Raw genomic sequence first — 24764 nt, 5'->3', positions numbered from 1 at the left:
CATGGTTGGGGAGGGTTTCGGCAGGGCTTGCAGCCCTGCACCTGCTCAGAGCCGGAGCAACAGCAACAGCGGGCTTGCCGAGGAATGGCGGGGCGGTGTGGGTGGGCAGGACACGCCGTAAACCCCGCTCCGCGGTCCGGCCCAGCCGCTGGCGGCTGTGCGTTCGGGCGCTTGCGAGGCATGCCTCGCAGGCAAAGCGCCCTCACCCCTGGGGGCTCGATGGCGCCATCCATGGCGCCAACGGTCCTGCCCACCCACCCCGCCATCCCACGGAAAGCCCGCTTTTGAATTTGACGTGGCTGTTGCCGTTGCTGTGGCTTGAAGCAGGTGCAGGGCGCAGCCCTGCCGAGCGACACCCCCTCGTGCACAATGGGGCCGACCCCGCCTGGACACCGTCCCTGATGTCGAGCAAGCCGTATTCAGAAGCCTGCGAGCGCAACCGCGAACCCATCGCCACCGCACTCGACCCGTGGATGGGCGACCGCCATCGGGTGCTGGAGATCGGCAGTGGCACCGGCCAGCATGCGGCCTTCTTCGCCGAGCGCTGGCCGTGGCTGCGTTGGCAGCCCAGCGATCACCCGGACCATCTGCCCGGCATCGAGGCCTGGCGCGCCGAGGCGGCGCTGCTGAACCTGCTGCCGCCGGCGGCGCTGCAGGTGGAACTGCCACCGGCGCCCGGGCTCAGCCTGCCACAGGGCAGCACGTTCGACGCCGCATTCAGCGCCAACACGCTGCACATCATGGGCTGGGATCACGTACAGGCGATGTTCGCCGCGCTGCCGCCGCTGCTGCGCCACGGTGCGCTGCTGGCGGTCTACGGCCCGTTCAACTACGGCGGCCGCTACACCAGCGACAGCAACGCGCAGTTCGATGCGTGGCTGAAGGCACGTGACCCGCGCAGCGGCATCCGCGATGTGGAAGCCGTGCAGGCGCTGGCCGAGGACAACGGCTTCACCCGCCTGCGCGACGTGGCGATGCCGGCCAACAACCGCCTCCTGCTGTGGCGGTTGGGGTGATCAAGCCTCGGGGGCCATGCTGGAAAGGCGTGCTGCCGCAGCACGAAGTCCGTTGAAAATCGGTTCGGACACGTTTGAGGGGAAGTCATCCGGGAGCTGACGGGTGACCTGCTGGATGGCGGGCTCGACGGCCGCGATCAATGTCTTGATCCATGGTTCTGCACCATCGGCAACGCCGCAGGCGCGCGCGGTTTCATTCCAGTGCCGCCGTCGCACAAGGTGCAGTTTCCGGTGGCGGTTCTTGCCATGTACGGCCATGGCGAGCTGTGCGTTTCGTGGATCGAGTTGATTGGGTCCCCTGCCGAGGATGGGATATACCGACAGCACGTCGTAGACGGGCGTCAGGCGGAAGCGTCCACCGGCTTCCAGGTGAACACTGAAATTCTTGGCATGGCCGTCGGTTGCGGCCAGCATCCAGAAAAGAATCTGCGTCTTGAAGAAGATCGCGCGATCCTCGGGGTGTTCGGACTGTCGAAGCAGATCCATGATCGGAACGATGCCGGGGCCGCCATCGGATTCATACTTTCTGGCAGCCGGCAGACCAAAGACCTGACACATGTCTTCCTGTGGTAGTCGCAGCCACCACCGGCGGTCGGCAGACAGGCGACGGTCAAACCGCTCGACAATGAGAGCACGTTGGTCGTTGAAGCGGCCCATCTGCGTCTCGGCCACGGGGATATCAAAGGCGGAAAGCAGATGCATGCACAGCCATTCATTCTCCACGGACTGATGCATGTCTGCCCGCATGTTGCCAACAATGCCAAGCGGCAGCTTGAAGATGTGAGTGGATGGTGTGTTGCCGGTAGGAATGCACCATTTGCCAGCATGCAGCAGAAGACCGGTCTTTTCCTGCGCACCGGCGATGGAAATGCGGAATGCATCATCACGGCTGGGTGCGCCAGGCAGGTTCCCTGTCGTCACCTGACGCAGGATCGTAGCGACACCTGCTTCGTCCAACACCTCGCACGTGATCTGCTGGATGTTTTCGGGTGGATGCGCAGGCGGCAACAGCTGCACTGCGCCGACACAATCCCGTCCAATGGCTTCAAGAAGATCGAACGTATCGCTGCCGCGCGTGGCGAACCGGTCGCGGATCCGGTTGCGTATGGCGACGTTATCGGGAAGAAGGTTATCGAAGTAGTCGTTGACGACGTTGCCCCGATGGCTCTCGCCATCTGGGAGCAGGGGTAGAGAGAGCGACAACGGTCGGGACTGGGGCGAGCTGATCCACTGGCTGACATACGACAACCGGGATGACCCGTTCCGGGCATCATCCCAAAGTGCGACTTCCACACCATTCATCCAGACCTGCAGCGTACCCATGGCTCACCACTCCAATGACGACGTGTTCTCCTGGGGACTTCGTTGCTGGAGGCTGACCTCCAGACCCAGCACCGCCCAGATCCGCATCAGGCGTTCAAAACTTGCCGATGCAGGGTCGCGTTCCAGCGCGCCCACTGCCTGGCGGCTGATCCCGAGTCGCTCCGCCAGCTGAGCCTGGCTCAGGCCCGCCTGGCGCCGGAAAGCACGCATCAGGGGCGCAAGTTGTTGGGCTGTCCTCACTGTGTGCAGCGGCCTGTCCATACCGGCAGTCCCCAAGGAAAGATGACCGTACGCCAACGCGTACGCAAAGGATAGGTTGCTTTACGACAAGCAACCTATCGCTTTCTCGCTAAGGAGGCAACCTATCGATTGCTATATCGCTATGCAACCTATAGGTTGCCTTTCCATGACGCAGCGCCGCGTCAAGCCACCTGCACGATATGCAGCGCCTTCGGGTTGCGCCACTGCGCCAGCAGGGCAGCCTCGCGCGCCTTGGCCTGTTCGTAGTGCGCTTCCTTGACGTGGCCGAAGCCGCGGATGTGCTCGGGCACGCTGGCGATCTCCACCGCCAGGGCCAGGCGGCCGTCCTCCAGGCCATCCAGCAGCAGCTGCACGGTGGCTTCGTAATCGGCGATCAGCTGGCGCTCCATGCGCCGCTCTTCAGTACGGCCGAATACATCCAGGCGGCCGCCACGCAGGAACTTCAGCTTGGCCAGCAGGCCGAAGGCCTTGAACATCCACGGGCCGTATTCCTTCTTCAGCAGGCGGCCCTGCTCATCCTTCTTTGCGAACAGCGGCGGCGCCAGGTGGAAGCGCAGCTGGTAGTCGCCCTCGAACTGCTGCTGCAGGCGGCGCTGGAAGTCACCGCTGGTGTACAGGCGGGCCACTTCGTACTCGTCCTTGTAGGCCATCAGCTTGAACAGGTAGCGGGCCACGGTCTCGGTCAGTGCGGTGGAACCACCGATGCGGTCGGCTTCGGCGGCGCGCACGCGCTCGACCAGGCTGCGGTAGCGGTTGGCGTAGGCGGCGTCCTGGTACTCGACCAGGAAGGCGGCGCGGCGCTCGATCATTTCATCCAGCGAGCGCGACAGGCGCGCGTCGTCCAGCGGCAGGAACGCCACGTCGCCACCGTGCGAGGGCAGGCCACGCAGTTCGCGTTCGTCGCCGGTGTTGCGCGGTGCGGCAGTGGCACCCCATTCGTTGCCTTCCCATTCGCCCGGCGGCAGCGGATGCAGCGGGCCCGGGGTGGATTCGGTATCGGTGTGGCGGTTGCGCACCAGGCCGGCGGCCTGCTGCACGGCCTGCGGGTCGACCACGGCCAGGCGGCCCCAGGCGAAGGCCTGCTGGTTCATCGCCACGGCAGCGCCGTTGAGCTCGATGGCCCGCATCAGCGACTCGAACGACAGCGGCACCAGGCCCTGCTGCCACGCGTAGCCGAGAATGAACAGGTTGGCGGCGATGGCGTCGCCCAGCAGCGCGGTGGCCAGCTGGGTGGCATCGAGCAGCAGCGGTTCCTCGCCACCCAGCGCCACGCGCACACCGGCGACGATGTCGGCGGCGGGGAACTGCATGTCCGGGCGGGTGGTGAAGGTGCCCGGCATCGCTTCGTAGGTGTTCAGCACCACCTGCGAACGGCCGGCGCGCACCTTCGACAGCGCCCAGTAGTCGTTGACCACCACCATGTCGCAGCCCACCACCAGGTCGGCTTCGCCGGCGGCGATGCGCACGGCGTGGATGTCTTCAGGGCGACGGGCAATGCGGATATGCGTGGTCACCGCACCGCCCTTCTGTGCCAGGCCGGTCTGGTCGAGCACGGTCGCACCCTTGCCTTCCAGGTGGCCGGCCATGCCCAGCAGTGCACCGATGGTCACCACGCCGGTACCGCCCACGCCGGTGATCAGGATGTTCCAGGGCTGGTCCAGGGTGCCGCGGAGGGTCGGTGCCGGCAGGTTGTCCAGCAGGGTGGAGGCATCGCGCTTGCTGCCCTTGCGTGGCTGGCCACCGTGCACGGTGACGAAGCTCGGGCAGAAACCATTCACGCAGGAATAGTCCTTGTTGCAGTTGGACTGGTCGATCTCGCGCTTGCGGCCGAACTCGGTTTCCTTCGGCAGCACCGACACGCAGAAGCTCTTCTTGCCGCAGTCGCCGCAGCCTTCGCACACCAGCGAATTGATCAGCACGCGCTTCTGCGGGTCTTCCAGCTTGCCGCGCTTGCGGCGGCGGCGCTTCTCGGTGGCGCAGGTCTGTTCGTAGATCAGGATCGAAACACCCTTCACTTCGCGCAGGCGCTTCTGCACTTCGTCCAGTTCGCTGCGGTCGTGGAACTCGACATCGCTGGGGAAGTGCTCGCGCTGGCCGGTCCACTTGCCGATGTTGTCCGACAGCACCACGATGGTGTGGATGCCTTCGGCGCGCATCTGCTTTGCGATGTCCGGCACGCTCAGCGGGCCGTCCACCGGCTGGCCGCCGGTCATCGCCACGGCATCGTTGTAGAGGATCTTGTAGGTGATGTTGACGCCGGCGGCGACCGCCTGGCGGATCGCCAGCGAACCGCTGTGGAAGTAGGTGCCGTCGCCCAGGTTCTGGAACACGTGCGGGGTATCGGTGAACGGCGCCTGCCCGGCCCAGGTCACGCCTTCGCCGCCCATGTGGGTGAAGGTATCGGTGCTGCGGTCCATCCAGGTCACCATGTAATGGCAACCGATGCCGGCCAGCGCCCGCGAGCCTTCCGGCACCTGGGTGGAGGTGTTGTGCGGACAGCCGGAGCAGTAATGCGGCACGCGCGGGAAGCTGGCGCGCGGCAACGCAAGTTCGGCTTCCTTTTCCTGCATCCACTGCAGGCGCTGCTCGATGGACTCGTTGTTGAAGAACTTCTGGATGCGGCGACCGATAACGCCGGCAATGGTGGCCGGGGTCAGCTCACCGGTGGACGGCAGGATCCATTCGCCGCTCTCGTCGTACTTGCCGACGATGGACGGGCGCTGGCCCCAGCTGGCCGGCCAGTTGAAGAACTGTTCCTTCATCTGGCGCTCGATGAAGGCGCGCTTCTCCTCCACCACGATGATGTCTTCCAGGCCCTGCGCGAAGCGCGCGATGCCCTGCGGTTCCAGCGGCCAGGTCATGCCGACCTTGTACACGCGGATGCCGATGTCGGCGCACGCCTGTTCGTCCAGGCCCAGGTATTCCAGCGCCTGCAGCACGTCCAGGTAGCTCTTGCCGGTGGTGACGATGCCCAGCCGCGCGCGCGGCGCATCCATCACCACCTTGTCGATGCCGTTGGCGCGGGCAAACGCTTGCGCGGCCTTCACCGCATAGCGGTGCAGGCGCATTTCCTGGTCCAGCGGCGGGTCCGGCCAGCGGATGTTGAGACCAGCCGACGGCATCTCGAAGTCTTCCGGCAGCACGATGCGGCGCGCCATCGGGTCGACCTCGACCGAGGCCGATGATTCCACCGTCTCGGCAATGGTCTTGAAGCCGACCCAACGACCGGTATAGCGGCTCATCGCCCAGCCCAGCAGGCCCATGTCGAGGATGTCCTGCACGCCGGCCGGGTTCAGCACCGGCATCATCGCGCTGACGAACTCGTCCTCGCTGCCATGCGGCAGGGTCGAACTGCGGCAGGCATGGTCATCGGCGGCCAGCGCCAGCACGCCGCCGTAGCGCGAGGTACCCGCAGCATTGGCATGCTTGAACACGTCGCCGCAGCGGTCCACGCCGGGGCCCTTGCCGTACCACATGCCGAACACGCCCTGCACGTTGGCGCCGGGGAACAGGTTGGTCTGCTGCGTGCCCCACACCATGGTGGCGCCGAGGTCCTCGTTCAGGCCCGGGGTGAACTTCACCTTGGCTGCTTCAAGATGCTTGCGCGCGCGCCACAGCTCCAGATCGAAGCCACCCAGCGGGCTGCCACGGTAGCCGCTGACAAAGCCGGCGCTGTCGATGCCTTCGGCGGCGTCGCGCAGGCGCTGCATCAGCGGCAGCCGCACCAGCGCCTGCACGCCACTCAGGTAGATCCGCCCCTCACTGCGGGTGTACTTGTGGTCGAGCGTGTAATCACGGTCGAGCAGGTCGGCGGAAGAGGGCGAAGTGAGTTGCGCGGTACTGGTCATGGCTGGCCCGGTAGGATCGGCTGGCACCGGCCGCGTGCAGGCACGCAGCGGGAAAGGCGCGAATTGTAGCAGCGGGGCCGCGCAGGCCCCGGCACTCGCGCCCGTGGCGGTGCTGGGGTTAGGATCGGGGAGAGAGAGGGAGGCTGCAGTTGCGGCCTGGGGAGAAGGGATGTCAGTTCCAGGAAAGATCCTGGCCAGCGTGCTGCTGGCCTCGGGAGTGGCTACTGCGTGGGCCGCGCCGGCCGTGCCGGCACCACAGGAGTTCTACTTCGACAACGACCCGGCGGCCACGCCGATGGTGGCGGTGCAGGGCGAGGGCGATGATCTGGTGGCCCAGCTGGTCAAGCTGCGTGAACGCGGCCGCCGCGCGGTCGAGGCGACGGTACAGCTGGCATCGGTAGCCGGGGCGCAGGGCCGCGGTGAACTGGCCGAACAGTTGTACGGCGAAGCCCTGAAAGAAGCCCCGGCGCAGAGCAGCAGTGGCCGCAGCGTGCGCTGGAACTACGGCTGGGACCTGCTCCGGCAGGGCAAGGCAGAGGCGGCGCTGGAACAGTGGCTGGTATCGGCCAGCAACGCCCGTACGAAGCCCACCTGGGTGCCTCCGACCTATGCGCTGGCATTGTGGCGGATGGGGCAGAAGCAGGAGGCGGTGCAGTGGTATGCGGCTGCGGTACGCACCGAGCCGACGCAGTGGAATACCACGGCCAACTATGGGCAGCTGCTGCCGCAGTGGCGTGAGGATGAGCGCGCGTCGCTGGCCGAGGTGCAGCAGGCGTGGGTTGCCGCGCCGCCTGCCTGGCCCTGAGGGAAGGGGTTCGGCCGGGTTGCACCCGGCACCCGCAGAGGCAACAGCCGAAGCAACAGCCGAAGCAATAGCAACAGCGGGCAATCCGCGGGATGGCGGGGCGGTGTGGGTTGGCAGGACACGCCGTAAACCCGTCCCTGGGGGCTCGATGGCGCCTTGCTCGTGTGCGCTGTCCTGCGCACACGGCAAGACCGGGGTTGGGCGTCCTGCCCAACCCGCCCGAGGCATGCCTCGGGCCCATGGCGCCAACGGTCCTGCCAACCCACACCGCCCCACCTCTGACGGTTCAACGCTGCTGTTGGTAGGTGTCGACCTTGGTCGACACGGTAGATCCACGCCATGCGTGGATGAATCTGCATCGGAATCGAGTATTCGATATCTGATCGAAAGGCAGCCGAGCGTGAGCTCGGCTCTACAAAAAGCGGCCAGCCAAGCGCTTTTGCTCTTCTTCTTTCTTCTACGTGGCTGATCGCCCCCGGAAACTGTCAGGGGCCGGGTGGGTAGGCTGCGCAGGGGCGTGAGCCGCATGGATGCGGCGACCGAGCTTACAGGGACGTACTTGCAGCGTCCCCTGCGCGGCCTACCCGCCCGGCCAACTGCGGCTGTTGCTTTCAGCGACCAGCCATGAGGGGCTGCGCCGTTCGCTGGAATCTCTCAGTCGTCCGCAGAAACCGTCCGCCCCGACGCCCACGCCCGCAGAGCCTCCACCTGCTCGGCCATCAGCACCGACAGTGGCCGCGTGGCGCGGATCTCGGTCATCAGCAGGTCGGTGTCCAGCGGCCGGCCCTCGGCATGCGCCGCATACAGGCCGGCCACGATGGCCTGCTCGATCTCGGCGCCGGAGAAGCCATTCGCCGCCGCCGCCAGCGCAGGCAGCGCGAAGTCGTCGGCGTTGAGCTGGCGCCGGCCCAGGTGCAGCCGCAGCAGTTCCACGCGCACGTCAGGCGAAGGCAGGTCGACGAAGAAGATCTCGTCGAAGCGGCCCTTGCGCAGCAGCTCGGCGGGTAGTTCGTGCACCTGGTTGGCGGTGGCGACGATGAATACCGGTGCCTTGCGCTCGGCCATCCAGGTCAGCAGGTAGCCGAGCACGCGGCGTGATACACCGCCGTCCTCGCCACCGCTGGCAAGGCCCTTCTCGATCTCGTCCATCCACAGCACGCAGGGCGCCAGCTGCTCGGCCGAGGCCAGTGCCTGGCGCAGGTTCGCCTCGGTCTCGCCGTGGTACTTGTTGTACAGCGCGCCCACGTCCAGGCGCAGCAGTGGTACGCCGAAGCCAGCTGCGGTGGCCTTGGCCAGCATCGACTTGCCGCAGCCCTGCACGCCCAGCAGCAGCATGCCGCGCGGCGGGTCCAGCCCGGCCGGCGCCGAGCCGGCGATGAACGCCACCCGGCGCTGGTTGATCCAGCGCTTGAGGCGGTTCGCACCGGCCACATCGCCGAAGCGCGCGCTGTCGTGCTCGAAGAACAGGTGGCCGCTGCGGTTGAGCAGCTCGAACTTCAGCCGGGCCAGCTGCGGCAGGTCGTCGTCGCGCAGTGCGCCGTCGGCGTAGATCAGCTGGCGGGCGATGCGCCGGGCATCGACCAGGCTCAGGCCCTGCAGGTTCTTCAGGATCTTCTTCACCGCTTCGCTGTCGACTTCCACCCGTCGGCCGCCATGCTCGCGTGCATAGGCGTCGGCCTCCTCGCGCAGCATCTTCAGCAGGGCGTTGGCATCGGGCAGGCGCGGGTTGAAGCGCACCGCCAATGCTTCCAGCTCGGCCGGCAGTTCTACTTTGGCGCCGATCAGCACCAGCACATGCGGTTCGCTGTGGCGGCGCTGGATCAGGTCGCGCAAGGCGCGCTGGTGGCTGGCATAGCCCAGGTAGGGGTGGAAATCGAGCAGCAGGTAGACCCCGCGCTGGTCGGCCTGGCGGATCATCTGCAGGGCCGCGCTGGCATCGGGTGGCCCGACCGGCGGGTCCTCGCTGTCCAGGTCGATGCGGCGCAGGCCCTCGGTGATCGACCAGCGGTGCAGCGCCCGCCATACGTGCATCAGCGTCTGCCGGAACAGCTCGACGATGCGACCCTCGTCCTGGGTCTCGATGACGATCAGTGGCGTATTGGCGCGGATCAACGCGCTCAGATCCTGCAGTTCGCTCATGCCGGTTCGATCCTTCGGGGGCGCCACGATAGCAAAGGCGATGGCCGCTGGTTCAGCACGACGCTACCTCCCGTCACCATCGCCGGTGTACGCTCGGGGCACGTACCCGGAAGCGAGGCTGGCATGAAGACGATCCTGGTGGCCGGTTCCAAGGGCGGGGTGGGCAAGACCACCGTCGCCACCCACCTGGCCGCGTACGCGGCATTGCAGGGCAAGGCCACGGTGATTGCCGATGCCGACCCGCAGGGCTCCAGCACCCGCTGGGCACAACGCCGTGCCGGGCTGGAAAGCGCGGTGCTCCCCATCGACGTGTATCGGAAGAAGCAATGGGCGCAGAAGCTGCCCGATGGCACCGACACCGTCATCATCGATGCGCCGGCCGGTGCCCTGGCTGACGATATTCCCCATTTCCTCGACGCTGCCGACGCGGTGGTGGTACCGGTGCTGCCCTCGGCGCTGGACATCGAAGCGATCGTCGGCTTCCTCAACAGCCTGGCCCAGAACCCGCGCGTGCACAGCCGCAAGCTGCCGGTGGGGCTGGTGCTCAACCGTACCAAGCCATGGACCCAGACCTCGCAGCAGGCGCTGCAGATGCTGGGTGAATGGCCGTACCCGGTGGTCGCGCAGTTGCGCGACAGCCAGAGCTATGTGGTCATGACCGGCCTGGGCCGCAGCCTGTTCGACTACCGCTCGGCCCAGGTGCGCGAGCACCAGGCCGACTGGGAGCCGCTGCTGTCCTGGCTGAAGCTTTGATGCCTGCCTCACTCTTTCTGCTGCATCCTCTTCTTCATGGAAACCCGCGATGCGTGAATTGATCCTGCTGCGCCATGCCCATGCCGAACCGGCTACCCCCGGCCAGGCCGACCTCGACCGGCCGTTGTCGCCGGTGGGGCTCGCCGAAGCCGAAGCCGCCGGCAAGTGGCTGAAGGAGAACAACCTGCTGCCGGACTGCGTGCTGTGCTCACCGGCGCGGCGCACCCGGGAGACCCTGGAAGCCGTGCTCGGCACCATCGGCTACGTCGAGAAGCGCCTGGAAGACCGCATCTACGAGGCCACCCCCGGCACCCTGGCGGCGCTGGTGGACGACCGCCGTGACCTCGACCGGGTCCTGATCGTCGGCCACAATCCCGGCCTGGAGCGCCTGGTGGCGTTGATGACGGAAGGCACCAGCAGCGATTATCGCGGCATGCCGCCAGCCGGCATTGCCGTGCTTGGCTTCCCGCGCGAGGCCTCGATCGAGCCGGGCGTGGCCAGCCTGAACGCGTTCTGGTGGCCGTGATCCAATGAGCCTGGCGCGGCGCAGCCGCTTTCTGCTGCCCGCGCTGCTGGCTTCCGGCGCGGCCTGGGCTGTCGCGCCACCGCCAACGCCCCTGCCGCCGGTGGTTGCCGAAGCGCACCGGGTCCTGCACCTGGATACCCAACGCTCGCAGATCGGTTTCGAGGTGCGCACCCGCTTCGGGCAGCGCATCGAGGGCCTGTTCCCGCACTTCGAAGGTCGCATCGAGATCCTCTCCGATGGCCGCCACCAGGTGCACCTGAAGATGTTCACGCGCTCGGTCGAGATCCCCGGCAAGGCGCGCTACACCGGCTGGATGCGCGGCGAGGAGTTCTTCGACGCGGGCCGCCACCCGGTGGTCGAGTTCGACTCGCTGCCGTACTGGCCGGAGACCGTGGAAGACGGGGGCGACATCAACGGGCGGCTGACCCTGCGCGGGATCAGCCACCCCGAGACACTGAAGGTCGAGAAAGCGGAGTGCGCCCGACCCGGCTATGATTGCGACGTCGTCAGCCGCGGTACCGTGCAGCGAGGCCGGTATGGCATGGACAGCTGGCAGCTTGCCTTGAGTGACCGAGTGACCTTCGTATTGCGAGCGCGCCTGAGCGAGGCGCCGAAACCGTGAACCTCCTGCTGCGTGTACTGGCGCTGGCAACCGTGTTGCTGGGCAGCGGTTGTGCATCGCTGTCCACTGCCGAGCGCGACCGTGCCGAAGCGATTGCCGTGCAGGCGCGCTCGACCCAGGTCGACTGCCAGCGCGCCGACCGCTGCGCACAGGACTCGCCGCTGCGAGCGCTGGCCGGCCGGGCGTTCACCGAATCCACCCCGGAGCAGCCGCGCCACTACGCCACCCTGCTGGACGAGGGGGAGGGCGCCCTGGTGGCGCGCCTGAACCTGCTGCGCAGTGCCACCCGCAGCATCGACCTGCAGACCTACATCTTCGACAAGGACGACAGCGCGCGGCTGGTCATCGACGAGCTGCTGGCCGCATCGCGCCGCGGGGTGAAGGTGCGGGTGCTGATCGACCAGCTCTCGGCGATCTCCGACCTGCAGATCCTGGGCGCGCTGTCCGGTGCGCACCAGAATTTCCAGCTGCGGGTCTACAACCCGACCTTCGGCAAGGCCCGGCTGAACTACTTCGACTACGCCGGCAGCGTGCTGTGCTGCTTCCGCCGCTTCAACCAGCGCATGCACAACAAGCTGCTGGTGATCGACGATGCGATCGGCGTGGTCGGCGGCCGCAACTACCAGGACGACTATTACGACTGGGATCGCGAGTACAACTTCCGCGATCGCGACGTCATGATCGCCGGTCCGGAAGCGCGGGCGATGGCGGCCAACTTCGATGCGTTCTGGCGCGCCAAGCGCAGCGTGCCGGCCGAGCGCCTGAATGACGTGGGCCGCACCCTGCTGCGCGAGGGCGTGCCGGTGCTGCCACCGGCCACTTTCCGCCGCCCCGAGCGGGTGCAGCGGGTCAGCGCCGAAGCCAATGACATGGACTTCGTCAGCCGGTCCTTCGTGGATACCGCGCTGCCGGTGGCCTCGGTGCGCTACGTCGCCGACCTGCCGCGCAAGCACCGCCGCGAGAAGGCCGATGCCCCGCTGGCCGGCCAGCACGTGACCGAGCCACAGCTGGATGCACTCATTGCCGGTGCGCAGAAGGAAGTGATCCTGCAGACGCCGTACCTGGTGCTGTCCAAGCCGGCACAGAAGCTGTTCCGCGAGCTGCGCAAGCGCCCGCAGCCGCCGCGCGTGGTGGTGTCGAGCAACAGCCTGGCGGCCACCGACAACCCGATCGTGTATGCGCTGTCGTACAAGTACAAGCGGCGCAACATGCGCGAACTGGGCTTCAACATCTTCGAATACAAGCCGTTCCCGCTGGATGCACCGGTCGACTACCGCAACCTGCTGCCTGATCCGATCGCTGCGCCCGGAGGCGACGACGACGGTGGGCGCAATCCGCTGATCGGCGGCAGCGCCGCTGGCAGCAATGCCGGCGGTGGCGGCGACGGGGATCTGGCCGCGACCCGCAAGCCGGCGACGGTGCATCATCCGCGCACCGGCAGTGCGTACCAGAACGCGCGCGAACGTCGCCGCGCCGCCGGCAGCGAGGTGGAAACGCGCCTGCTGCGCACCGAGACGCGTCCGTCGTTCCTGGGCAGCAAGGCGGTCAACAAGCCGTTGCCGGTCACCCGCAAGGGCGCCCGCATGGGCCTGCACGCCAAGTCGCTGGTGGTCGATCGCCGCATCGGCGTGGTCGGCACCCACAACTTCGATCCGCGCAGCGAGAACTACAACACCGAAGGCGCGGTGATCATCGACGATCCGGTGTTTGCCGAGCAGCTGGCCGAGAGCATCCTGCGCGATACCCATCCGCAGAACTCGTGGACGGTGGCGCCGCGGGCCAAGCCACCGGTGCTGTCGGGCCTGAACTACAGCGTCGGCAAAGCCTCCGAAGCGCTGCCGATCCTCGACTTCTGGCCGTGGCGCTATGCCACCGACTACGAGTTCAAGCCCGGCCCGGACTGCCCGCAGCCGCTGCCACGGCAGGACCCGGCGTTCCACAACTGCTACGTCGCCGTCGGCGACTTCCCCGAAGTCAACGTCGGCCCGAAGTGGCTGCTGGTGCGCATGCTGACCGCATTCGGTGCCGGCCTCGTTCCCATTCTCTGAAGGTGCCCGCATGACCCAGGTGTTCCGCGAAGCCGTTTCCATCGAGCAGCTCAATGCGCTCAGCCGCAACACGGCGATCGAGTCGCTGGGCATCGTCTTCAGCGCCGCGGGCGAAGACTGGCTGCAGGCCACCATGCCGGTGGACGAGCGCACCCGGCAGCCCTACGGCATCCTGCATGGCGGCGCCTCGGTGGTGCTGGCCGAGACCCTGGGCAGCAGCGCCGGCAACCTGTGCGTGGATACCGCAAAGCAGATCTGCGTGGGCCTGGAAATCAACGCCAACCATGTGCGTGCGGTGCGCTCGGGGACGGTCACCGGCACCGCGCGCGCGCTGCACGTGGGCCGCAGCACCCAGCTGTGGGAAATCCGCGTCGAGGACGAGCAGGGCCGGCTGGTGTGCATCTCGCGGCTGACCCTGGCGGTGGTGGCCGCCGGCCACGGTTGAGCCCCCGGCGGGCGTGTTGACGGCGGCAGAACCCAGCGTTCCCCGCCGATTGCCCCGGTCAATGGCGGTTATGGCCTAAATCGGCTGGCAGCTGCTGCGGCGCTCCGGTATCGTGCGCGGATGACTTCCCCCACTCCGGCCCCCCGTGGCGGCGTGGCGCGTGTGTGCCGTTACCTGTACCGCGTACCGCTGCTGTTGGTCCACATCACCGTGTTCCTGCCGCTGATCCTGATCGGCATGCTCCCGCCGTGGGGCGAGCTGCGCGTGGGCGAGGATACCTTCGGGGCGAAGGTGGTGAACTGGTGGCAGGGCGGGCTGATGTGGATCTTCGGCTTCCGCCTGTCACGGGTGGGCCAGCCGCTGCCGGGCGCCGTGCTGTTCGTCGCCAACCACGTCAGCTGGGTCGACATTTCCATTCTGCACAGCCAGCGCATGATGGGCTTCGTTGCCAAGCGCGAGATCGCCAGCTGGCCGTTGGTGGGTTGGCTCGCCGCGCGCGGCCAGACCATTTTCCATCAGCGTGGCAACACCGAATCGCTCGGTGGGGTGATGCAGGTGATGGCCGATCGCCTGCGTGCCGGCAAGGCGGTGGGCGTGTTCCCGGAAGGCCGCACCCGCGGTGGCCACGAAGTGGGGCCGTTCCATGCCCGCATCTTCCAGGCCGCGGTTGAAACCGGCGTGCCGGTGCAGCCGGTGGCGCTGGTGTACGGGGTGAAGGGCGACGCACAGACCATCGTCGCGTTCGGCCCGGGCGAGAGTTTCGCCGCCAATTTCCTGCGCCTGCTGGGTGAGCCGGCGCGGCATACCGAAGTGCATTTCCTGGAGCCGATCGGTACCCAGGACCTGGAAGGCCGTCGACGCATCGCGGAAACCTCGCGCGCGCGCATCGTGGCGGCCATGAGCACGCAGTGAGGGTGCGGTGGCCCTGATACCGCCACCTGTCCTGGACGCCGGTACGCCGACGCTGCATGCGGCTGACTATCAGCCGCCGCGCTGGCTGCGCAATCCGCACCTGCAGTCGATGCTCAGTTCCAGCCGCATGCGCCTGCAGCGCGGCCTGCTGCTGCTGGCGGCCACCGGTGCAGTCAGCGAAGAGCTGATCCTCGATGGTGGTGATGGCGTGCGCCTGCAGGGCTGGCACAGCCATGTCGAAGGCCGCGAGCCCAAGGGCGTCGCGCTGCTGCTGCATGGCTGGGAAGGCAGTGCCGAATCCAGCTACATGCGCATGGCCGCCGCGCGCATGATCGAACAGGGTTTCGATGTGGTGCGGCTGAACTTCCGCGACCATGGCAACACCCATCATCTCAATCCCGGCATCTTCCACTCCAATCTCATCGATGAAGTGGTGCATGCCGCGGGTGATATCGCCCAGCGCTGGCCGCAGCTGCCGCTGGTGGCCGCCGGCTATTCGCTGGGTGGCAACTTCGTGCTGCGCCTGGCCCTGCGCGCGCCGGCTGCCGGCGTGCCGCTGCTGCGCGTCGCCTCGGTGTGCCCGGTGCTGGACCCGGGGCTGACGATGGAGAGCATCGAGAACGGCCCGGCGATGTACGACTGGTACTTCCGCCGCAAATGGGCCGGCTCGCTGCGCCGCAAGCGCGATCTGTTCCCCGAGCTGAGCGACTGCGACGACCGTGTGCTGAAGCTGGACATCCGTGCACTGACCGCCTGGCTGGTCGAACGGCATACCACCTTCGGCTCGCTGCAGGCCTATTTCGATGGCTATTCGATTGCCGGTGACCGCCTGTCCACCCTGCAGGTGCCGGCCGACATCCTGATGGCGCAGGACGACCCGGTGATCCCGTACGCGACCTTCAGCGATTGGCAGCTGCCGCGCCAGGCGCACCTGGAAACCGCGTGCTGGGGAGGCCACTGCGGCTTCCTGGAAAACTGGCGGGGTGACGGCTTCTCCGAGCGCTGGGTGGCGCAGCGCCTGCAGCGGGTACTGACGGGCTGAACCGGCACCGGTGCGTGGACCGCTACAATGCGGGTTTGCACTTGAACCGGACCGCCATGCAAGACCAGATCATCCAAGCGTTGCGCCAGAACCAGGCCGACCAGGCCGTGCAGCTGGCCCAGGCGTGGACCCGTGATGAACCCGGCCAGGCCGAAGCCCACCGCTGGCTGGCGCTTGCGCTGCAGCAGCAGGGCAAGGCCGAAGACGCCATGGAAGCCCTGCAGCAGGCGTTGCAGCTGGCACCGGACGACGGCCAGCTGCACCTGCAGCATGCCGGCCTGCTGCTGGCCCTGCGCCAGTACGAAGGCGCCGACCAAGCGCTGGCGCGCACCACCGGGCTCGACCCGAACTCCTTCTCCGCCTACCTGATGCAGGCGCACCTGGCCATCGGCCGCAACGACTTCGATGAAGCCCAGCGCCTGTCCACGCTGGCTTCGCGCGTTGAGCCGGATCACCCGGAACTGCTGACCATCGACGGCATGATCGCGCTGCGCCGTGACGACCCGGATCGTGCGCTGACGCTGCTGTCGGCGGCCAACCAGGCGCAGCCCAACGACACCCGCGTGCTGTACGCACTGGGCTTTGCCTACCTGGGCAAGGACATGCTGGCCTTCGCCGAGCAGGCCTTCCGCCGCGTGCTGGAATTGAACCCGGCCATCAGCTCGCTGCATGGCCTGGTGGTGCAGCTGGCGTTGCGCCAGGGCAACGTGGAGGCCGCTGCCGAAGCGATGCAGATCGCTTTGCAGCAGGAAGGCATGGATACGCCGTCGATGCGCCGCCTGGCCGGTGAGCTGTCGCTGCGCGGTGGCCAGCCGCTGCAGGCGCTGGACCATCTGCTGCCGTTGCTGGAATCGATCCCCGACGACCGCCAGGTGCTGCAGCTGCTGCTGATGTCCTGGCAGCGCCTGGGCCGCGAAGACGAGGCGCGCGCGCGCCTGGACGCTGCCCTGGAACAGCATCCGCAGCTGCACGACCTGTGGCTGGCACGCCTGGCCGTGGAAGAAGTCGGCAGCCCGACCGCCGCGGCGACCGTGGAGCGCTGGATGGACGCGATGCCGGGTCATCTGCCGGCACTGGAAGCACGCCTGCGCCTGCATGACATGGTGGGTGAACACGAACAGGCCGAAGCCATCGCCGAACGTATCGTCAGCCTCGAACCGGGCCGCGTCAGTGGCGAAACACGCCTGGTCGAAGGCCTGCTGCAGCGTGATCCGGTTGCCGCGATCGCGCGCGTGCAGGCGCTGATCGACAGGGCGCCGGACGGCCATCGCGCCGACCTGCGTACCTGGCTGGGTGAAATCCAGGACCGCGCTGGCCAGCCGGAACAGGCGCTGCAGACGTGGATGGCGCTGCAGGCCGACCAGGCACCGCAGCGCCTGCCGCTTCCGCCGCAGGCCAAGGCGCCGCCGAGCTGGCCGGAGAAGGGCGAGATTGACAGTGATGCCAGCTCCGCGCCGATCTTCCTGTGGGGTGCGCCGGGTTCGGGTGTGGAGCGGGTTGCGACCGGCCTGGCGGCCGCCAGCCCGGTGCTGCGCAGCGACCGCTACACCAGCAATCCGCCGGATGATGCATTCCAGAACTACCACACGCTGCAGGATCTCGCCTCCGGCGTGCTGACGCCGGAGCGGCTGGTGCAGCGCTGGCGCGAGCAGCTGCCGGCGCGTGGCCTGCAGGGCGATGCCGTCATCGACTGGCTGCTGTGGTGGGACAACGCCCTGCTGTGGGCGCTGCGCCCGCAGCTGCCGCAGGGACGACTGGTGCTCGTGCTGCGTGATCCGCGCGACATGCTGCTGGACTGGGTGGCCTACGGCGCTGCCGCTCCGCTGGCGATGACCTCGCTGGCTGAAGCCAGCGAATGGCTGGCGCGCGCGCTGGCCCAGGTTGCCACCCTGCATGAGGAAGAGCTGTACCCGCACGTGCTGCTGCGCATCGACCAGATCGGCAACGATCCGCACGCGATGGCCGAGCTGCTGGGACGCCTGTTCGAGCGGCAGATGCCGCCGGCTGCCCAGCTGGGCGCACCGCGCTTCCCGCCGGGCCACTGGCGCAACTACCGCGACGTGATGAACGCCGCCTTTGCCAAGCTCACCCCGATTGCGGTGCGCCTGGGTTACCCGGAAGAGTAAGGAGAAGCCGATGCAACTGAGCAGCCACAGCCTGACCAACGGTGCGCCGATCGACCGCGAGTTCGCCGCCGGCGATGCCACCGGCTTCGCGCCGGACCGCAACCCGCACCTGGCCTGGAACGGCGCACCGGAAGGCACGCGTTCGTTCCTGCTGGTGTGCGTGGACCCGGATGTGCCGACCGTTGCGGAAACGGTCGGCCGCAGCGACATGACCGTGCCGCGCGACCAGCCGCGCTGCGACTTCGTGCACTGGGTGATGGCCGATATTCCGGCCTCGGTGCAGGAGATCGCCGCCGGCAGCTGCAGCGATGGCTTCGTGGTGAAGGGCAAGACCGCACCGGCTGGCCCGGCGGGCAGCCGGCAGGGCCTGAACGACTTCACCGGCTGGTTTGCGGGCAACCCGGACATGGCCGGCGATTACCTGGGCTATGACGGCCCGTATCCGCCGTTCAACGACGAACGCGTGCACCGCTATTTCTTCCGCGTGTTTGCGCTGGATGTGGCCTCGCTGGAGCTTCCGGCGCGCTTCACCGCCGCAGACGCGTATCGTGCCATGCACGGCCACCTGCTGGCCGAAGCCGCACTGCATGGCACTTACACGTTGAACCCGGCGCTGGGCTGAGCGGCACGATGGGTAGAGCCGGCCGCTGGCCGGCTTTGCTTCTGTAGAGTCGAGCCACCATGAAAAGGGGCGGCCTTTCGGCCGCCCTTTTCATTCGTCCGTACCCGCTACCGGCGCGAACTCCAGCACATCGCCATGTGCATTGCGCAGCAGCAGGCGGCCACGCCCATCCAGCGCAAGCGTCATCTCTGCGCGTGCATTCACCAGCGTGCCGGCGACACGTTCCTGTTCGGCCACCTCGGGCCGGATGCAGGCGGCCGTGGTGATGATGCCGCCCTCCAGGACCAGCCGGTCGCCCTGCAGGTGATAGGTGCTGCTTGACTGGTTGCACAGGTTCAACTGGCTCAGGTAACCGGGCTGGAAGCGCAGCGTGTAGGGCGGGCGACCGCGGACGAACAAGGCATCGATGCGTCGGCCCTGCGCGTCGGTGGCGCGCGCCAGTTGCCACCGGTGTGCCTCGAGCTGATCGGTGCTGGGCGTGCTGGCAGCGGCCACATCCGCAGACGTGGCTAGCAGCGCAGCAATGATGAGGACGGGGACGTGCTTCATGCCGATCTCCCGATGCATGTGGGTCGTGCCGGCCGCTGGCCGGCAACATCCGTGTGTTGGCGGTGCTCCGCAGGGCAGCCGGCCAGCGGCCGGCTCTACCGACCATGAAGAAGGGCGGCCTCGCGGCCGCCCTTCCATCGTTTTATTTCTTCTCGATGGCCGACTCGACCACCATGTCCAGCACGTACGCCTGCGACGACCCATCGGCCGGCGGGTTCTTCACTTCGTAGCGCTTCACGCGCACCACGTTGCGCACGCCGTCTTCGTGGGTGTAACCCTCGATGTTGCCGTAGAAGTTCTCGAACTTGCCCGGCTCACCCTGCTTCAGGCCCTTGTCGTCGAACTTGACCTCACGCACCTGCAGGCACTGGTAGTCCGGGATCAGCGGGTGCGAGCACTTCTCGGTCTTGGCGGCCACTTCCAGGAACACGGTTTCGCCGGCGCCGCCGTAGCGGGTTTCAGCGGTCGGTTCCGGGTTGAAGACCAGCACGTCGCCCTTGGCGTTGGTCAGGGTCAGCTTGCCGTCGGCATCCTGTTCGGCCTTCAGCTCGCCCTGCAGGCGGCTCGACACGGCTTCGTCCAGCGCCATCAGCGCCTTGTCGGTGCAGGCCATCATGGTCGAGGCCATCGCACTGACCGTCAGCTTGCCGTCGGCCAGGGTGTAGCCGCCACCCATGTGGTTGCAGGCGTTGCTGACCGACAGGCGGCCATCAGCGAAGTCCAGGGTGACCGGCTTGTCTTCGCGGGCGAACAGCGCGTCGATGCGCTTGCCGTCGGCGCCGGTGGCCTGCTGCAGCAGCCAGTGCTGGCTCTGCAGGCGCTGCGCGTCCAGGTGCGCCAGCGTCTGCTGGTCTGCTGCCTTGGCCGCGGCCGGGGCCACGTCGTCGCCGCCGGTGCCGGCCGGGGCCGGGGTCTGGCTGCAGGCGGCCATCAGGGCCAGCGGGAGGAGCAGGGTGAGCTTGCGGTTCATGGTGATTCTCCTTGGGGAACCGTGGGGGAAACGGGGTGGGGCCGGCAACGGGGTTACCGTGCCCCGGCGCTGTTCAGCTGCCGGACGGCAACCACAGCAGCAGTGCTGCGCCCAGCGCGATGCGGTAGATGGCGAAGGCGGTGAACTTGTGCGACTTGATGTAGCCCATCAGCCACTTCACTACGACGAAGCCGGTGACGGCCGCGGCAAGGAAGGCCACGCCCACGTCCGCCCAGTCTTCGCTGCCCAGCTGCCCGGCCTTGGCCATCTCCAGGAAGGTGTAGGCGCTGGCGGCGAACATGGTCGGGATGCCGACCAGGAACACGAACTCGGCGGCGGCGGCGCGGCGGCTCAGGCCCAGCAGCATGGCCAGGAAGATCGCCGAGGCCGAGCGCGAGGTGCCGGGGAACACACCGGCCACCACCTGCGCCAGGCCGACGCCGATCGCTACCGTCCAGGTCACCTGGTCGCGGTCGGGCAGGCGCGCGGTATAGGCCTCCACCAGCAGCATCCAGACGCCACCGATGATCAGCGCCCAGGCCACCGGGCTGACCGTCTCCGGCAGCGACCAGCCGGCCTTGCGCACCACCAGGCCGACTACGGCAGTGACCAGGAAGGCGGCGCCCAGCTTGAACACGTACTCGCGGTTCTCGCGCTGGTTGAAGCCGGTGGCCAGCTGCAGCAGGCGCTGGCGGAACACCAGTACCACCGCCACGATCGCACCGGCCTGGATGACGATGTTGAAGAAGTCCGAACGGGCACCCAGCCAGTGCTGGGCGATGAGCAGGTGGCCGGTGCTGGAGATCGGCAGGAACTCGGTCAAGCCTTCGAGGATGCCCAGCAGCAGGGCGGAGAGCAGGTCGGACATGGACGGTGCGGGCACGCGCGGCAGGAAGGAAGAAGGTCGAGAGGATAGACGATCACTGCCGCACCAAACGGGTGCGTCTGGTGCCGACTGCACCCATTTGGTGCACATGATTCTGCACCGACGCGGGGCGGTCTTTTTCAAATCAATGACTTGCGGGCTGCGAAAAGTTGGCACGGTCGTTGCTGTACCTCAGCAGGCATTCATCCCCATCCGAGGTCGTACCGATGTCCGTGGAAAACGTTGAGAAGCTGATCAAGGACAACCAGATCGAGTTCGTCGACCTGCGCTTTGTCGACATGCGTGGTGTCGAGCAGCACGTGACCTTCCCGGTCAGCATCGTCGAGCCGTCGCTGTTCGAAGAAGGCAAGATGTTCGATGGCAGCTCGATCGCCGGCTGGAAGGGCATCGCCGAATCGGACATGGTGCTGCTGCCGGATACCGCCAGCGCCTACGTCGACCCGTTCTACGCCGATCCGACCATCGTGATCAGCTGCGACATCCTCGATCCGGCCACCATGCAGCCGTATGGCCGCTGCCCGCGCGGCATCGCCAAGCGCGCCGAGGCCTACCTGAAGTCCTCCGGCATCGCCGAAACCGCGTTCTTCGGCCCGGAGCCGGAATTCTTCATCTTCGACTCGGTCCGCTTCGCCAATGAAATGGGCCACACCTTCTTCCAGGTCGACTCGGAAGAAGCGGCGTGGAACAGCGGCGCCAAGTACGACGGCGCCAACAGCGGTTACCGTCCGGGCGTGAAGGGCGGTTACTTCCCCGTTCCGCCGACCGACACCCTGCACGACCTGCGCGCCGAGATGTGCAAGACCCTGGAACAGGTCGGCATCGAAGTGGAAGTGCAGCACCACGAAGTGGCCACCGCCGGCCAGTGCGAGATCGGCACCAAGTTCAGCACCCTGGTGCAGAAGGCCGACGAACTGCTGCGCATGAAGTACGTGATCAAGAACGTCGCGCACCGCAACGGCAAGACCGTCACCTTCATGCCCAAGCCGATCGTCGGCGACAACGGCAGCGGCATGCACGTGCACCAGTCGCTGTCCAAGGGCGGCACCAACCTGTTCTCCGGTGACGGCTACGGCGGCCTGAGCCAGCTGGCGCTGTGGTACATCGGTGGCATCTTCAAGCACGCCAAGGCCATCAACGCCTTCGCCAACTCGGGCACCAACAGCTACAAGCGCCTGGTGCCGGGCTACGAAGCACCGGTGATGCTGGCCTACTCGGCCCGCAACCGTTCGGCCTCGTGCCGCATTCCGTGGGTCTCGAACCCGAAGGCGCGCCGCATCGAAATGCGCTTCCCGGACCCGATCCAGTCCGGCTACCTGACCTTCACCGCGCTGATGATGGCCGGCCTGGACGGCATCAAGAACCAGATCGACCCGGGCGCACCGAGCGACAAGGACCTGTACGACCTGCCGCCGGAAGAAGAGAAGCTGATCCCGCAGGTCTGCTCCTCGCTGGACCAGGCGCTGGAAGCGCTGGACAAGGACCGCGAGTTCCTGAAGGCCGGCGGCGTGATGAGCGATGACTTCATCGACGGCTACATCGCGCTGAAGATGCAGGAAGTGACCAAGTTCCGCGCGGCCACCCACCCGCTGGAATACCAGCTGTACTACGCCAGCTGACCGGTGGCGATGGCGGTGGGCATCCCCCTCCCACCCGCCGCCATCGCTTCCGTTCTCGTGGCTGGGGAGCCGCACGGCGGGCCCCGGCCCGCCGTGGTAGAGCGGACTGCTGGTCCGCTGAAACAGGGGCAAGAGAAAGACCGGATACGCGACCAGGGCCGCCCTCCCTCCCGCGTCGGTCGTGCAAGGAGAGAGGCACGGCCGTCCCGGCCCTGTACGTGTCCGGTGCAACAGCCGCGGCCATCACCCCGATGGCCGTTGGTTGCCTGATGCCAACGCGCGCTGGCGCGCTGGCTCCATCCACCCTCGGGACATGCGCATGAAACTGATCTCCGCCATCATCCGGCCGTTCAAGCTCGACGAGGTCCGCGAGGCCCTGTCCGACGCGGGCGTGTCGGGCATCACCGTGACCGAAGTGAAAGGCTTCGGTCGCCAGAAGGGCCACACCGAGCTGTATCGCGGCGCCGAGTACGTCGTCGATTTCCTGCCCAAGATCAAGATCGAAACCGTGGTCACCGATGAGCGTGCCGACGCGGTGATCGAAGCGATCCAGTCGTCTGCAGGTACCGGCAAGATCGGTGACGGCAAGATCTTCGTCACCGCCGTCGAACAGGTCATCCGCATCCGCACCGGCGAAATCGGTGCCGACGCGCTGTAACCCCCTTCCGGAGACTCTCCCATGAAGATGCGCCTTCTCACCGGGTGGCAAGCCCGGTTCCATCTGGTGTGCCTGTTGATGCTGCTCAGCGCGTTGGCCGCCGGCGCCTGGCCGGGCAGTGCCCATGCCCAGGTGCAGGTGTCGCCGCTGCCGAGCGAAAGCGTGGCTGTTGAACCGCTGCAGGATCCGCTTGCCGCAGCGGCTGCACCGGCCGTGGCCGAAGCGGCGGCCGCCTATGATCGCGGCGATGTGGCCTGGATGCTCACCTCCACCCTGCTGGTGCTGCTGATGGTGGTGCCGGGCCTGGCCCTGTTCTACGGTGGCCTGGTGCGTTCGAAGAACGTGCTGTCGGTGCTCAGCCAGATCCTGGTGGTGTTCTCGCTGGTGCTGCTGCTGTGGGTGGCCTATGGCTACAGCGCGGTGTTCAGCGCGGGCAACCCGTTCTTCGGCTCGTTCACCGAATTCGCTTTCCTCAAGGGCTTCACTCCGGAGTCGGTCGGCAACACGCCGATCAAGGGCCTGCCGGATTACCTGTTCGTCGCCTTCCAGTCGACGTTTGCCGGCATCACCACCGCGCTGATCGTCGGTGCCTTCGCCGAACGCATCAAGTTCCGTGCGGTGCTGTTGTTCTCGGCGCTGTGGTTCACCCTCAGCTACATCCCGATGGCGCACATCGTCTGGGGTGGCGGCTACCTGGGTGAGATGGGCGCGATCGATTTCGCCGGTGGCACCGTGGTGCACATCAACGCGGGCGTGGCCGGCCTGGTCGCTGCGTGGTTCGTCGGCAAGCGCCTGGGCTATGGCCAGACCGCGCTGAAACCGCACAACGTGCCGTTCACCTACATCGGCGCGATGCTGCTGTGGGTCGGCTGGTTCGGCTTCAACGCCGGTTCCGCCGCCGCCGCTGACACCGTGGCCTCGCTGGCCTTCCTCAACACCGTGCTGGCCACTGCTGCCGCCGTACTCGGCTGGACCTTGGTGGAAGCAATCGGCAAGGGCAAGCCTTCGGCACTGGGCGCGGCCTCGGGTGCGGTCGCCGGCCTGGTCGGCATCACCCCGGCTTGTGGCACTGTCGGCCCGCTCGGCGCGATCATCATCGGCTTCGTCGCCGGCATGGTCTGCGTGTGGGGCGTGACCGGTTTGAAGCGCCTGCTGAAGGTGGACGACACTGCCGACGTGTTCGGTGTGCATGGTGTCGGCGGCATCGTCGGCGCGATCCTTACCGGCGTGTTCAGTGCGCAGTCGCTGGGCGGCACCAAGGCCGATCTGGATATCGCCCATCAGGTGTGGGTGCAGGTGGTCAGCGTCGGCCTGACCGTGGTGTGGTCGGCGGTGGTAACCACGCTGATCCTGCTGGTAGTGCGCAGCGTGGTCGGCCTGCGCGTGACCGAAGAGGCCGAACGCACGGGCCTGGATGTGACCTCGCACGGTGAATCTGCCTACGAGGCCTGAAGTAGCGGCGGAGCTACTGCATTGATGTTGTGGGTGCCGACCGTTGGTCGGCACAGCGGGTAGCCCATCCACGCATGGCGTGGATCTACCGCATCCTCTCTGGTGGGTGCCAAGCTTGCTCTGCACGGCGGCATGCATCATCGCG

The 24764-nt window shown here is 67.1% G+C and carries 21 protein-coding genes; 14 read left to right on the top strand and 7 right to left on the bottom strand.

Annotation, left to right across the window (positions count from 1 at the left end; genetic code table 11):
* Window positions 1-401 precede the first annotated feature (401 nt).
* Window positions 402-1016, top strand: coding sequence for a DUF938 domain-containing protein (locus tag AC13GF_RS11270; RefSeq protein ID WP_483004658.1), 615 nt, complete (start codon window positions 402-404; stop codon window positions 1014-1016).
* Here AC13GF_RS11270 and AC13GF_RS11265 read toward each other — a convergent pair whose 3' ends face one another.
* The 3 genes from AC13GF_RS11265 to AC13GF_RS11255 all read right to left on the bottom strand — a co-directional run bounded on the left by AC13GF_RS11265 (window position 1017) and on the right by AC13GF_RS11255 (window position 6448).
* A complete protein-coding gene (locus tag AC13GF_RS11265) occupies window positions 1017-2339 on the bottom strand; it encodes a type II toxin-antitoxin system HipA family toxin (protein ID WP_483004657.1) in 1323 nt (440 codons plus the stop codon). It abuts the gene before it with no gap.
* Window positions 2340-2342: 3 nt separating this feature from the next.
* On the bottom strand, window positions 2343-2600 hold the full coding sequence (locus AC13GF_RS11260; protein ID WP_005407534.1) for a helix-turn-helix domain-containing protein: 258 nt from the start codon (window positions 2598-2600) through the stop codon (window positions 2343-2345).
* Between the two features lie 161 nt (window positions 2601-2761).
* On the bottom strand, window positions 2762-6448 hold the full coding sequence (locus AC13GF_RS11255; RefSeq protein WP_483004656.1) for an indolepyruvate ferredoxin oxidoreductase family protein: 3687 nt from the start codon (window positions 6446-6448) through the stop codon (window positions 2762-2764).
* A 169-nt stretch (window positions 6449-6617) separates the two neighbouring features.
* On the opposite strand from AC13GF_RS11255, the gene AC13GF_RS11250 reads away from it, so the two are divergent.
* Window positions 6618-7253, top strand: coding sequence for a tetratricopeptide repeat protein (locus tag AC13GF_RS11250; protein WP_049435383.1), 636 nt, complete (start codon window positions 6618-6620; stop codon window positions 7251-7253).
* Window positions 7254-7907: 654 nt separating this feature from the next.
* Here the strand turns inward: AC13GF_RS11250 and AC13GF_RS11245 are convergent.
* Window positions 7908-9392, bottom strand: coding sequence for an AAA family ATPase (locus tag AC13GF_RS11245; RefSeq protein WP_126928655.1), 1485 nt, complete (start codon window positions 9390-9392; stop codon window positions 7908-7910).
* Window positions 9393-9515: 123 nt separating this feature from the next.
* Here AC13GF_RS11245 and AC13GF_RS11240 point away from each other — a divergent pair, with 123 nt between their 5' ends.
* The 9 genes from AC13GF_RS11240 to AC13GF_RS11200 all read left to right on the top strand — a co-directional run bounded on the left by AC13GF_RS11240 (window position 9516) and on the right by AC13GF_RS11200 (window position 18488).
* Window positions 9516-10145 carry a ParA family protein gene (locus tag AC13GF_RS11240; protein WP_010487235.1) on the top strand — a complete coding sequence of 210 codons (630 nt, stop codon included), beginning with the start codon at window positions 9516-9518 and terminating at the stop codon, window positions 10143-10145.
* 49 nt (window positions 10146-10194) lie between these two features.
* A complete protein-coding gene (locus tag AC13GF_RS11235) occupies window positions 10195-10671 on the top strand; it encodes a SixA phosphatase family protein (protein ID WP_005407539.1) in 477 nt (158 codons plus the stop codon).
* A gap of 4 nt (window positions 10672-10675) precedes the next feature.
* Window positions 10676-11293, top strand: a complete 618-nt coding sequence (locus AC13GF_RS11230; protein ID WP_483004655.1) for a YceI family protein — start codon at window positions 10676-10678, stop codon at window positions 11291-11293.
* Window positions 11290-13341: a phospholipase D family protein gene (locus tag AC13GF_RS11225; protein WP_483004654.1), complete on the top strand. Its 2052-nt coding sequence runs from the start codon at window positions 11290-11292 to the stop codon at window positions 13339-13341. The genes AC13GF_RS11230 and AC13GF_RS11225 overlap by 4 nt, the downstream gene beginning before the upstream one ends.
* A 10-nt stretch (window positions 13342-13351) precedes the next feature.
* Window positions 13352-13786, top strand: coding sequence for a hotdog fold thioesterase (locus tag AC13GF_RS11220; RefSeq protein ID WP_126928652.1), 435 nt, complete (start codon window positions 13352-13354; stop codon window positions 13784-13786).
* Window positions 13787-13906: 120 nt separating this feature from the next.
* Entirely contained in the window at window positions 13907-14698 is a 792-nt protein-coding gene (locus AC13GF_RS11215; RefSeq protein ID WP_483004653.1) for a lysophospholipid acyltransferase family protein, read from the top strand.
* Window positions 14699-14750: 52 nt separating this feature from the next.
* Window positions 14751-15740 (top strand): YheT family hydrolase, encoded by a 990-nt coding sequence (locus AC13GF_RS11210; RefSeq protein WP_483004746.1) that lies wholly within the window; start codon window positions 14751-14753, stop codon window positions 15738-15740.
* Window positions 15741-15796: 56 nt separating this feature from the next.
* The gene (locus tag AC13GF_RS11205; RefSeq protein WP_483004652.1) at window positions 15797-17866 is read left to right on the top strand and encodes a tetratricopeptide repeat protein; all 2070 of its coding nucleotides are present in this window, start codon (window positions 15797-15799) and stop codon (window positions 17864-17866) included.
* A gap of 10 nt (window positions 17867-17876) precedes the next feature.
* Window positions 17877-18488 carry a YbhB/YbcL family Raf kinase inhibitor-like protein gene (locus AC13GF_RS11200; protein WP_483004651.1) on the top strand — a complete coding sequence of 204 codons (612 nt, stop codon included), beginning with the start codon at window positions 17877-17879 and terminating at the stop codon, window positions 18486-18488.
* A gap of 90 nt (window positions 18489-18578) precedes the next feature.
* Here the strand turns inward: AC13GF_RS11200 and AC13GF_RS11195 are convergent, their stop codons facing one another.
* The 3 genes from AC13GF_RS11195 to AC13GF_RS11185 form a co-directional block, all read right to left on the bottom strand.
* On the bottom strand, window positions 18579-19037 hold the full coding sequence (locus AC13GF_RS11195; RefSeq protein ID WP_483004650.1) for an META domain-containing protein: 459 nt from the start codon (window positions 19035-19037) through the stop codon (window positions 18579-18581).
* A 142-nt stretch (window positions 19038-19179) separates the two neighbouring features.
* A complete protein-coding gene (locus AC13GF_RS11190) occupies window positions 19180-20007 on the bottom strand; it encodes a DUF4377 domain-containing protein (RefSeq protein ID WP_483004649.1) in 828 nt (275 codons plus the stop codon).
* 73 nt (window positions 20008-20080) lie between these two features.
* Window positions 20081-20875 carry an undecaprenyl-diphosphate phosphatase gene (locus tag AC13GF_RS11185; protein WP_126928647.1) on the bottom strand — a complete coding sequence of 265 codons (795 nt, stop codon included), beginning with the start codon at window positions 20873-20875 and terminating at the stop codon, window positions 20081-20083.
* 224 nt (window positions 20876-21099) lie between these two features.
* Between AC13GF_RS11185 and glnA the strand changes: the two genes are divergently transcribed.
* From glnA to AC13GF_RS11170, 3 genes are all read left to right on the top strand, one after another.
* Window positions 21100-22509 (top strand): type I glutamate--ammonia ligase, encoded by a 1410-nt coding sequence (gene glnA, locus AC13GF_RS11180; protein WP_004153533.1) that lies wholly within the window; start codon window positions 21100-21102, stop codon window positions 22507-22509.
* Window positions 22510-22828: 319 nt separating this feature from the next.
* The gene (locus AC13GF_RS11175; RefSeq protein WP_004134334.1) at window positions 22829-23167 is read left to right on the top strand and encodes a P-II family nitrogen regulator; all 339 of its coding nucleotides are present in this window, start codon (window positions 22829-22831) and stop codon (window positions 23165-23167) included.
* A gap of 21 nt (window positions 23168-23188) precedes the next feature.
* Window positions 23189-24619: an ammonium transporter gene (locus AC13GF_RS11170; protein ID WP_483004648.1), complete on the top strand. Its 1431-nt coding sequence runs from the start codon at window positions 23189-23191 to the stop codon at window positions 24617-24619.
* Window positions 24620-24764: the final 145 nt, after the last annotated feature.

It is taken from the genome of Stenotrophomonas sp. 22LJNL06-5-1, assembly GCF_056861455.1.
Note: the sequence above shows the minus strand (reverse complement) of the source record. Positions and strands in the feature narration are given on the sequence as shown.

Excerpts from the sequence above, each read along its gene's own strand:
- AC13GF_RS11265 (WP_483004657.1), bottom strand. The coding sequence starts at position 2,339 with ATGGGTACGCTGCAGGTCTGGATGAATGGTGTGGAAGTCGCACTTTGG.
- AC13GF_RS11205 (WP_483004652.1), top strand. The coding sequence starts at position 15,797 with ATGCAAGACCAGATCATCCAAGCGTTGCGCCAGAACCAGGCCGACCAG.
- AC13GF_RS11170 (WP_483004648.1), top strand. The coding sequence starts at position 23,189 with ATGAAGATGCGCCTTCTCACCGGGTGGCAAGCCCGGTTCCATCTGGTG.
- AC13GF_RS11220 (WP_126928652.1), top strand. The coding sequence starts at position 13,352 with ATGACCCAGGTGTTCCGCGAAGCCGTTTCCATCGAGCAGCTCAATGCG.
- AC13GF_RS11175 (WP_004134334.1), top strand. The coding sequence starts at position 22,829 with ATGAAACTGATCTCCGCCATCATCCGGCCGTTCAAGCTCGACGAGGTC.
- AC13GF_RS11270 (WP_483004658.1), top strand. The coding sequence starts at position 402 with ATGTCGAGCAAGCCGTATTCAGAAGCCTGCGAGCGCAACCGCGAACCC.
- glnA (WP_004153533.1), top strand. The coding sequence starts at position 21,100 with ATGTCCGTGGAAAACGTTGAGAAGCTGATCAAGGACAACCAGATCGAG.
- AC13GF_RS11215 (WP_483004653.1), top strand. The coding sequence starts at position 13,907 with ATGACTTCCCCCACTCCGGCCCCCCGTGGCGGCGTGGCGCGTGTGTGC.
- AC13GF_RS11255 (WP_483004656.1), bottom strand. The coding sequence starts at position 6,448 with ATGACCAGTACCGCGCAACTCACTTCGCCCTCTTCCGCCGACCTGCTC.
- AC13GF_RS11230 (WP_483004655.1), top strand. The coding sequence starts at position 10,676 with ATGAGCCTGGCGCGGCGCAGCCGCTTTCTGCTGCCCGCGCTGCTGGCT.
- AC13GF_RS11195 (WP_483004650.1), bottom strand. The coding sequence starts at position 19,037 with ATGAAGCACGTCCCCGTCCTCATCATTGCTGCGCTGCTAGCCACGTCT.
- AC13GF_RS11250 (WP_049435383.1), top strand. The coding sequence starts at position 6,618 with ATGTCAGTTCCAGGAAAGATCCTGGCCAGCGTGCTGCTGGCCTCGGGA.
- AC13GF_RS11200 (WP_483004651.1), top strand. The coding sequence starts at position 17,877 with ATGCAACTGAGCAGCCACAGCCTGACCAACGGTGCGCCGATCGACCGC.
- AC13GF_RS11190 (WP_483004649.1), bottom strand. The coding sequence starts at position 20,007 with ATGAACCGCAAGCTCACCCTGCTCCTCCCGCTGGCCCTGATGGCCGCC.
- AC13GF_RS11240 (WP_010487235.1), top strand. The coding sequence starts at position 9,516 with ATGAAGACGATCCTGGTGGCCGGTTCCAAGGGCGGGGTGGGCAAGACC.
- AC13GF_RS11245 (WP_126928655.1), bottom strand. The coding sequence starts at position 9,392 with ATGAGCGAACTGCAGGATCTGAGCGCGTTGATCCGCGCCAATACGCCA.
- AC13GF_RS11235 (WP_005407539.1), top strand. The coding sequence starts at position 10,195 with ATGCGTGAATTGATCCTGCTGCGCCATGCCCATGCCGAACCGGCTACC.
- AC13GF_RS11260 (WP_005407534.1), bottom strand. The coding sequence starts at position 2,600 with ATGGACAGGCCGCTGCACACAGTGAGGACAGCCCAACAACTTGCGCCC.
- AC13GF_RS11185 (WP_126928647.1), bottom strand. The coding sequence starts at position 20,875 with ATGTCCGACCTGCTCTCCGCCCTGCTGCTGGGCATCCTCGAAGGCTTG.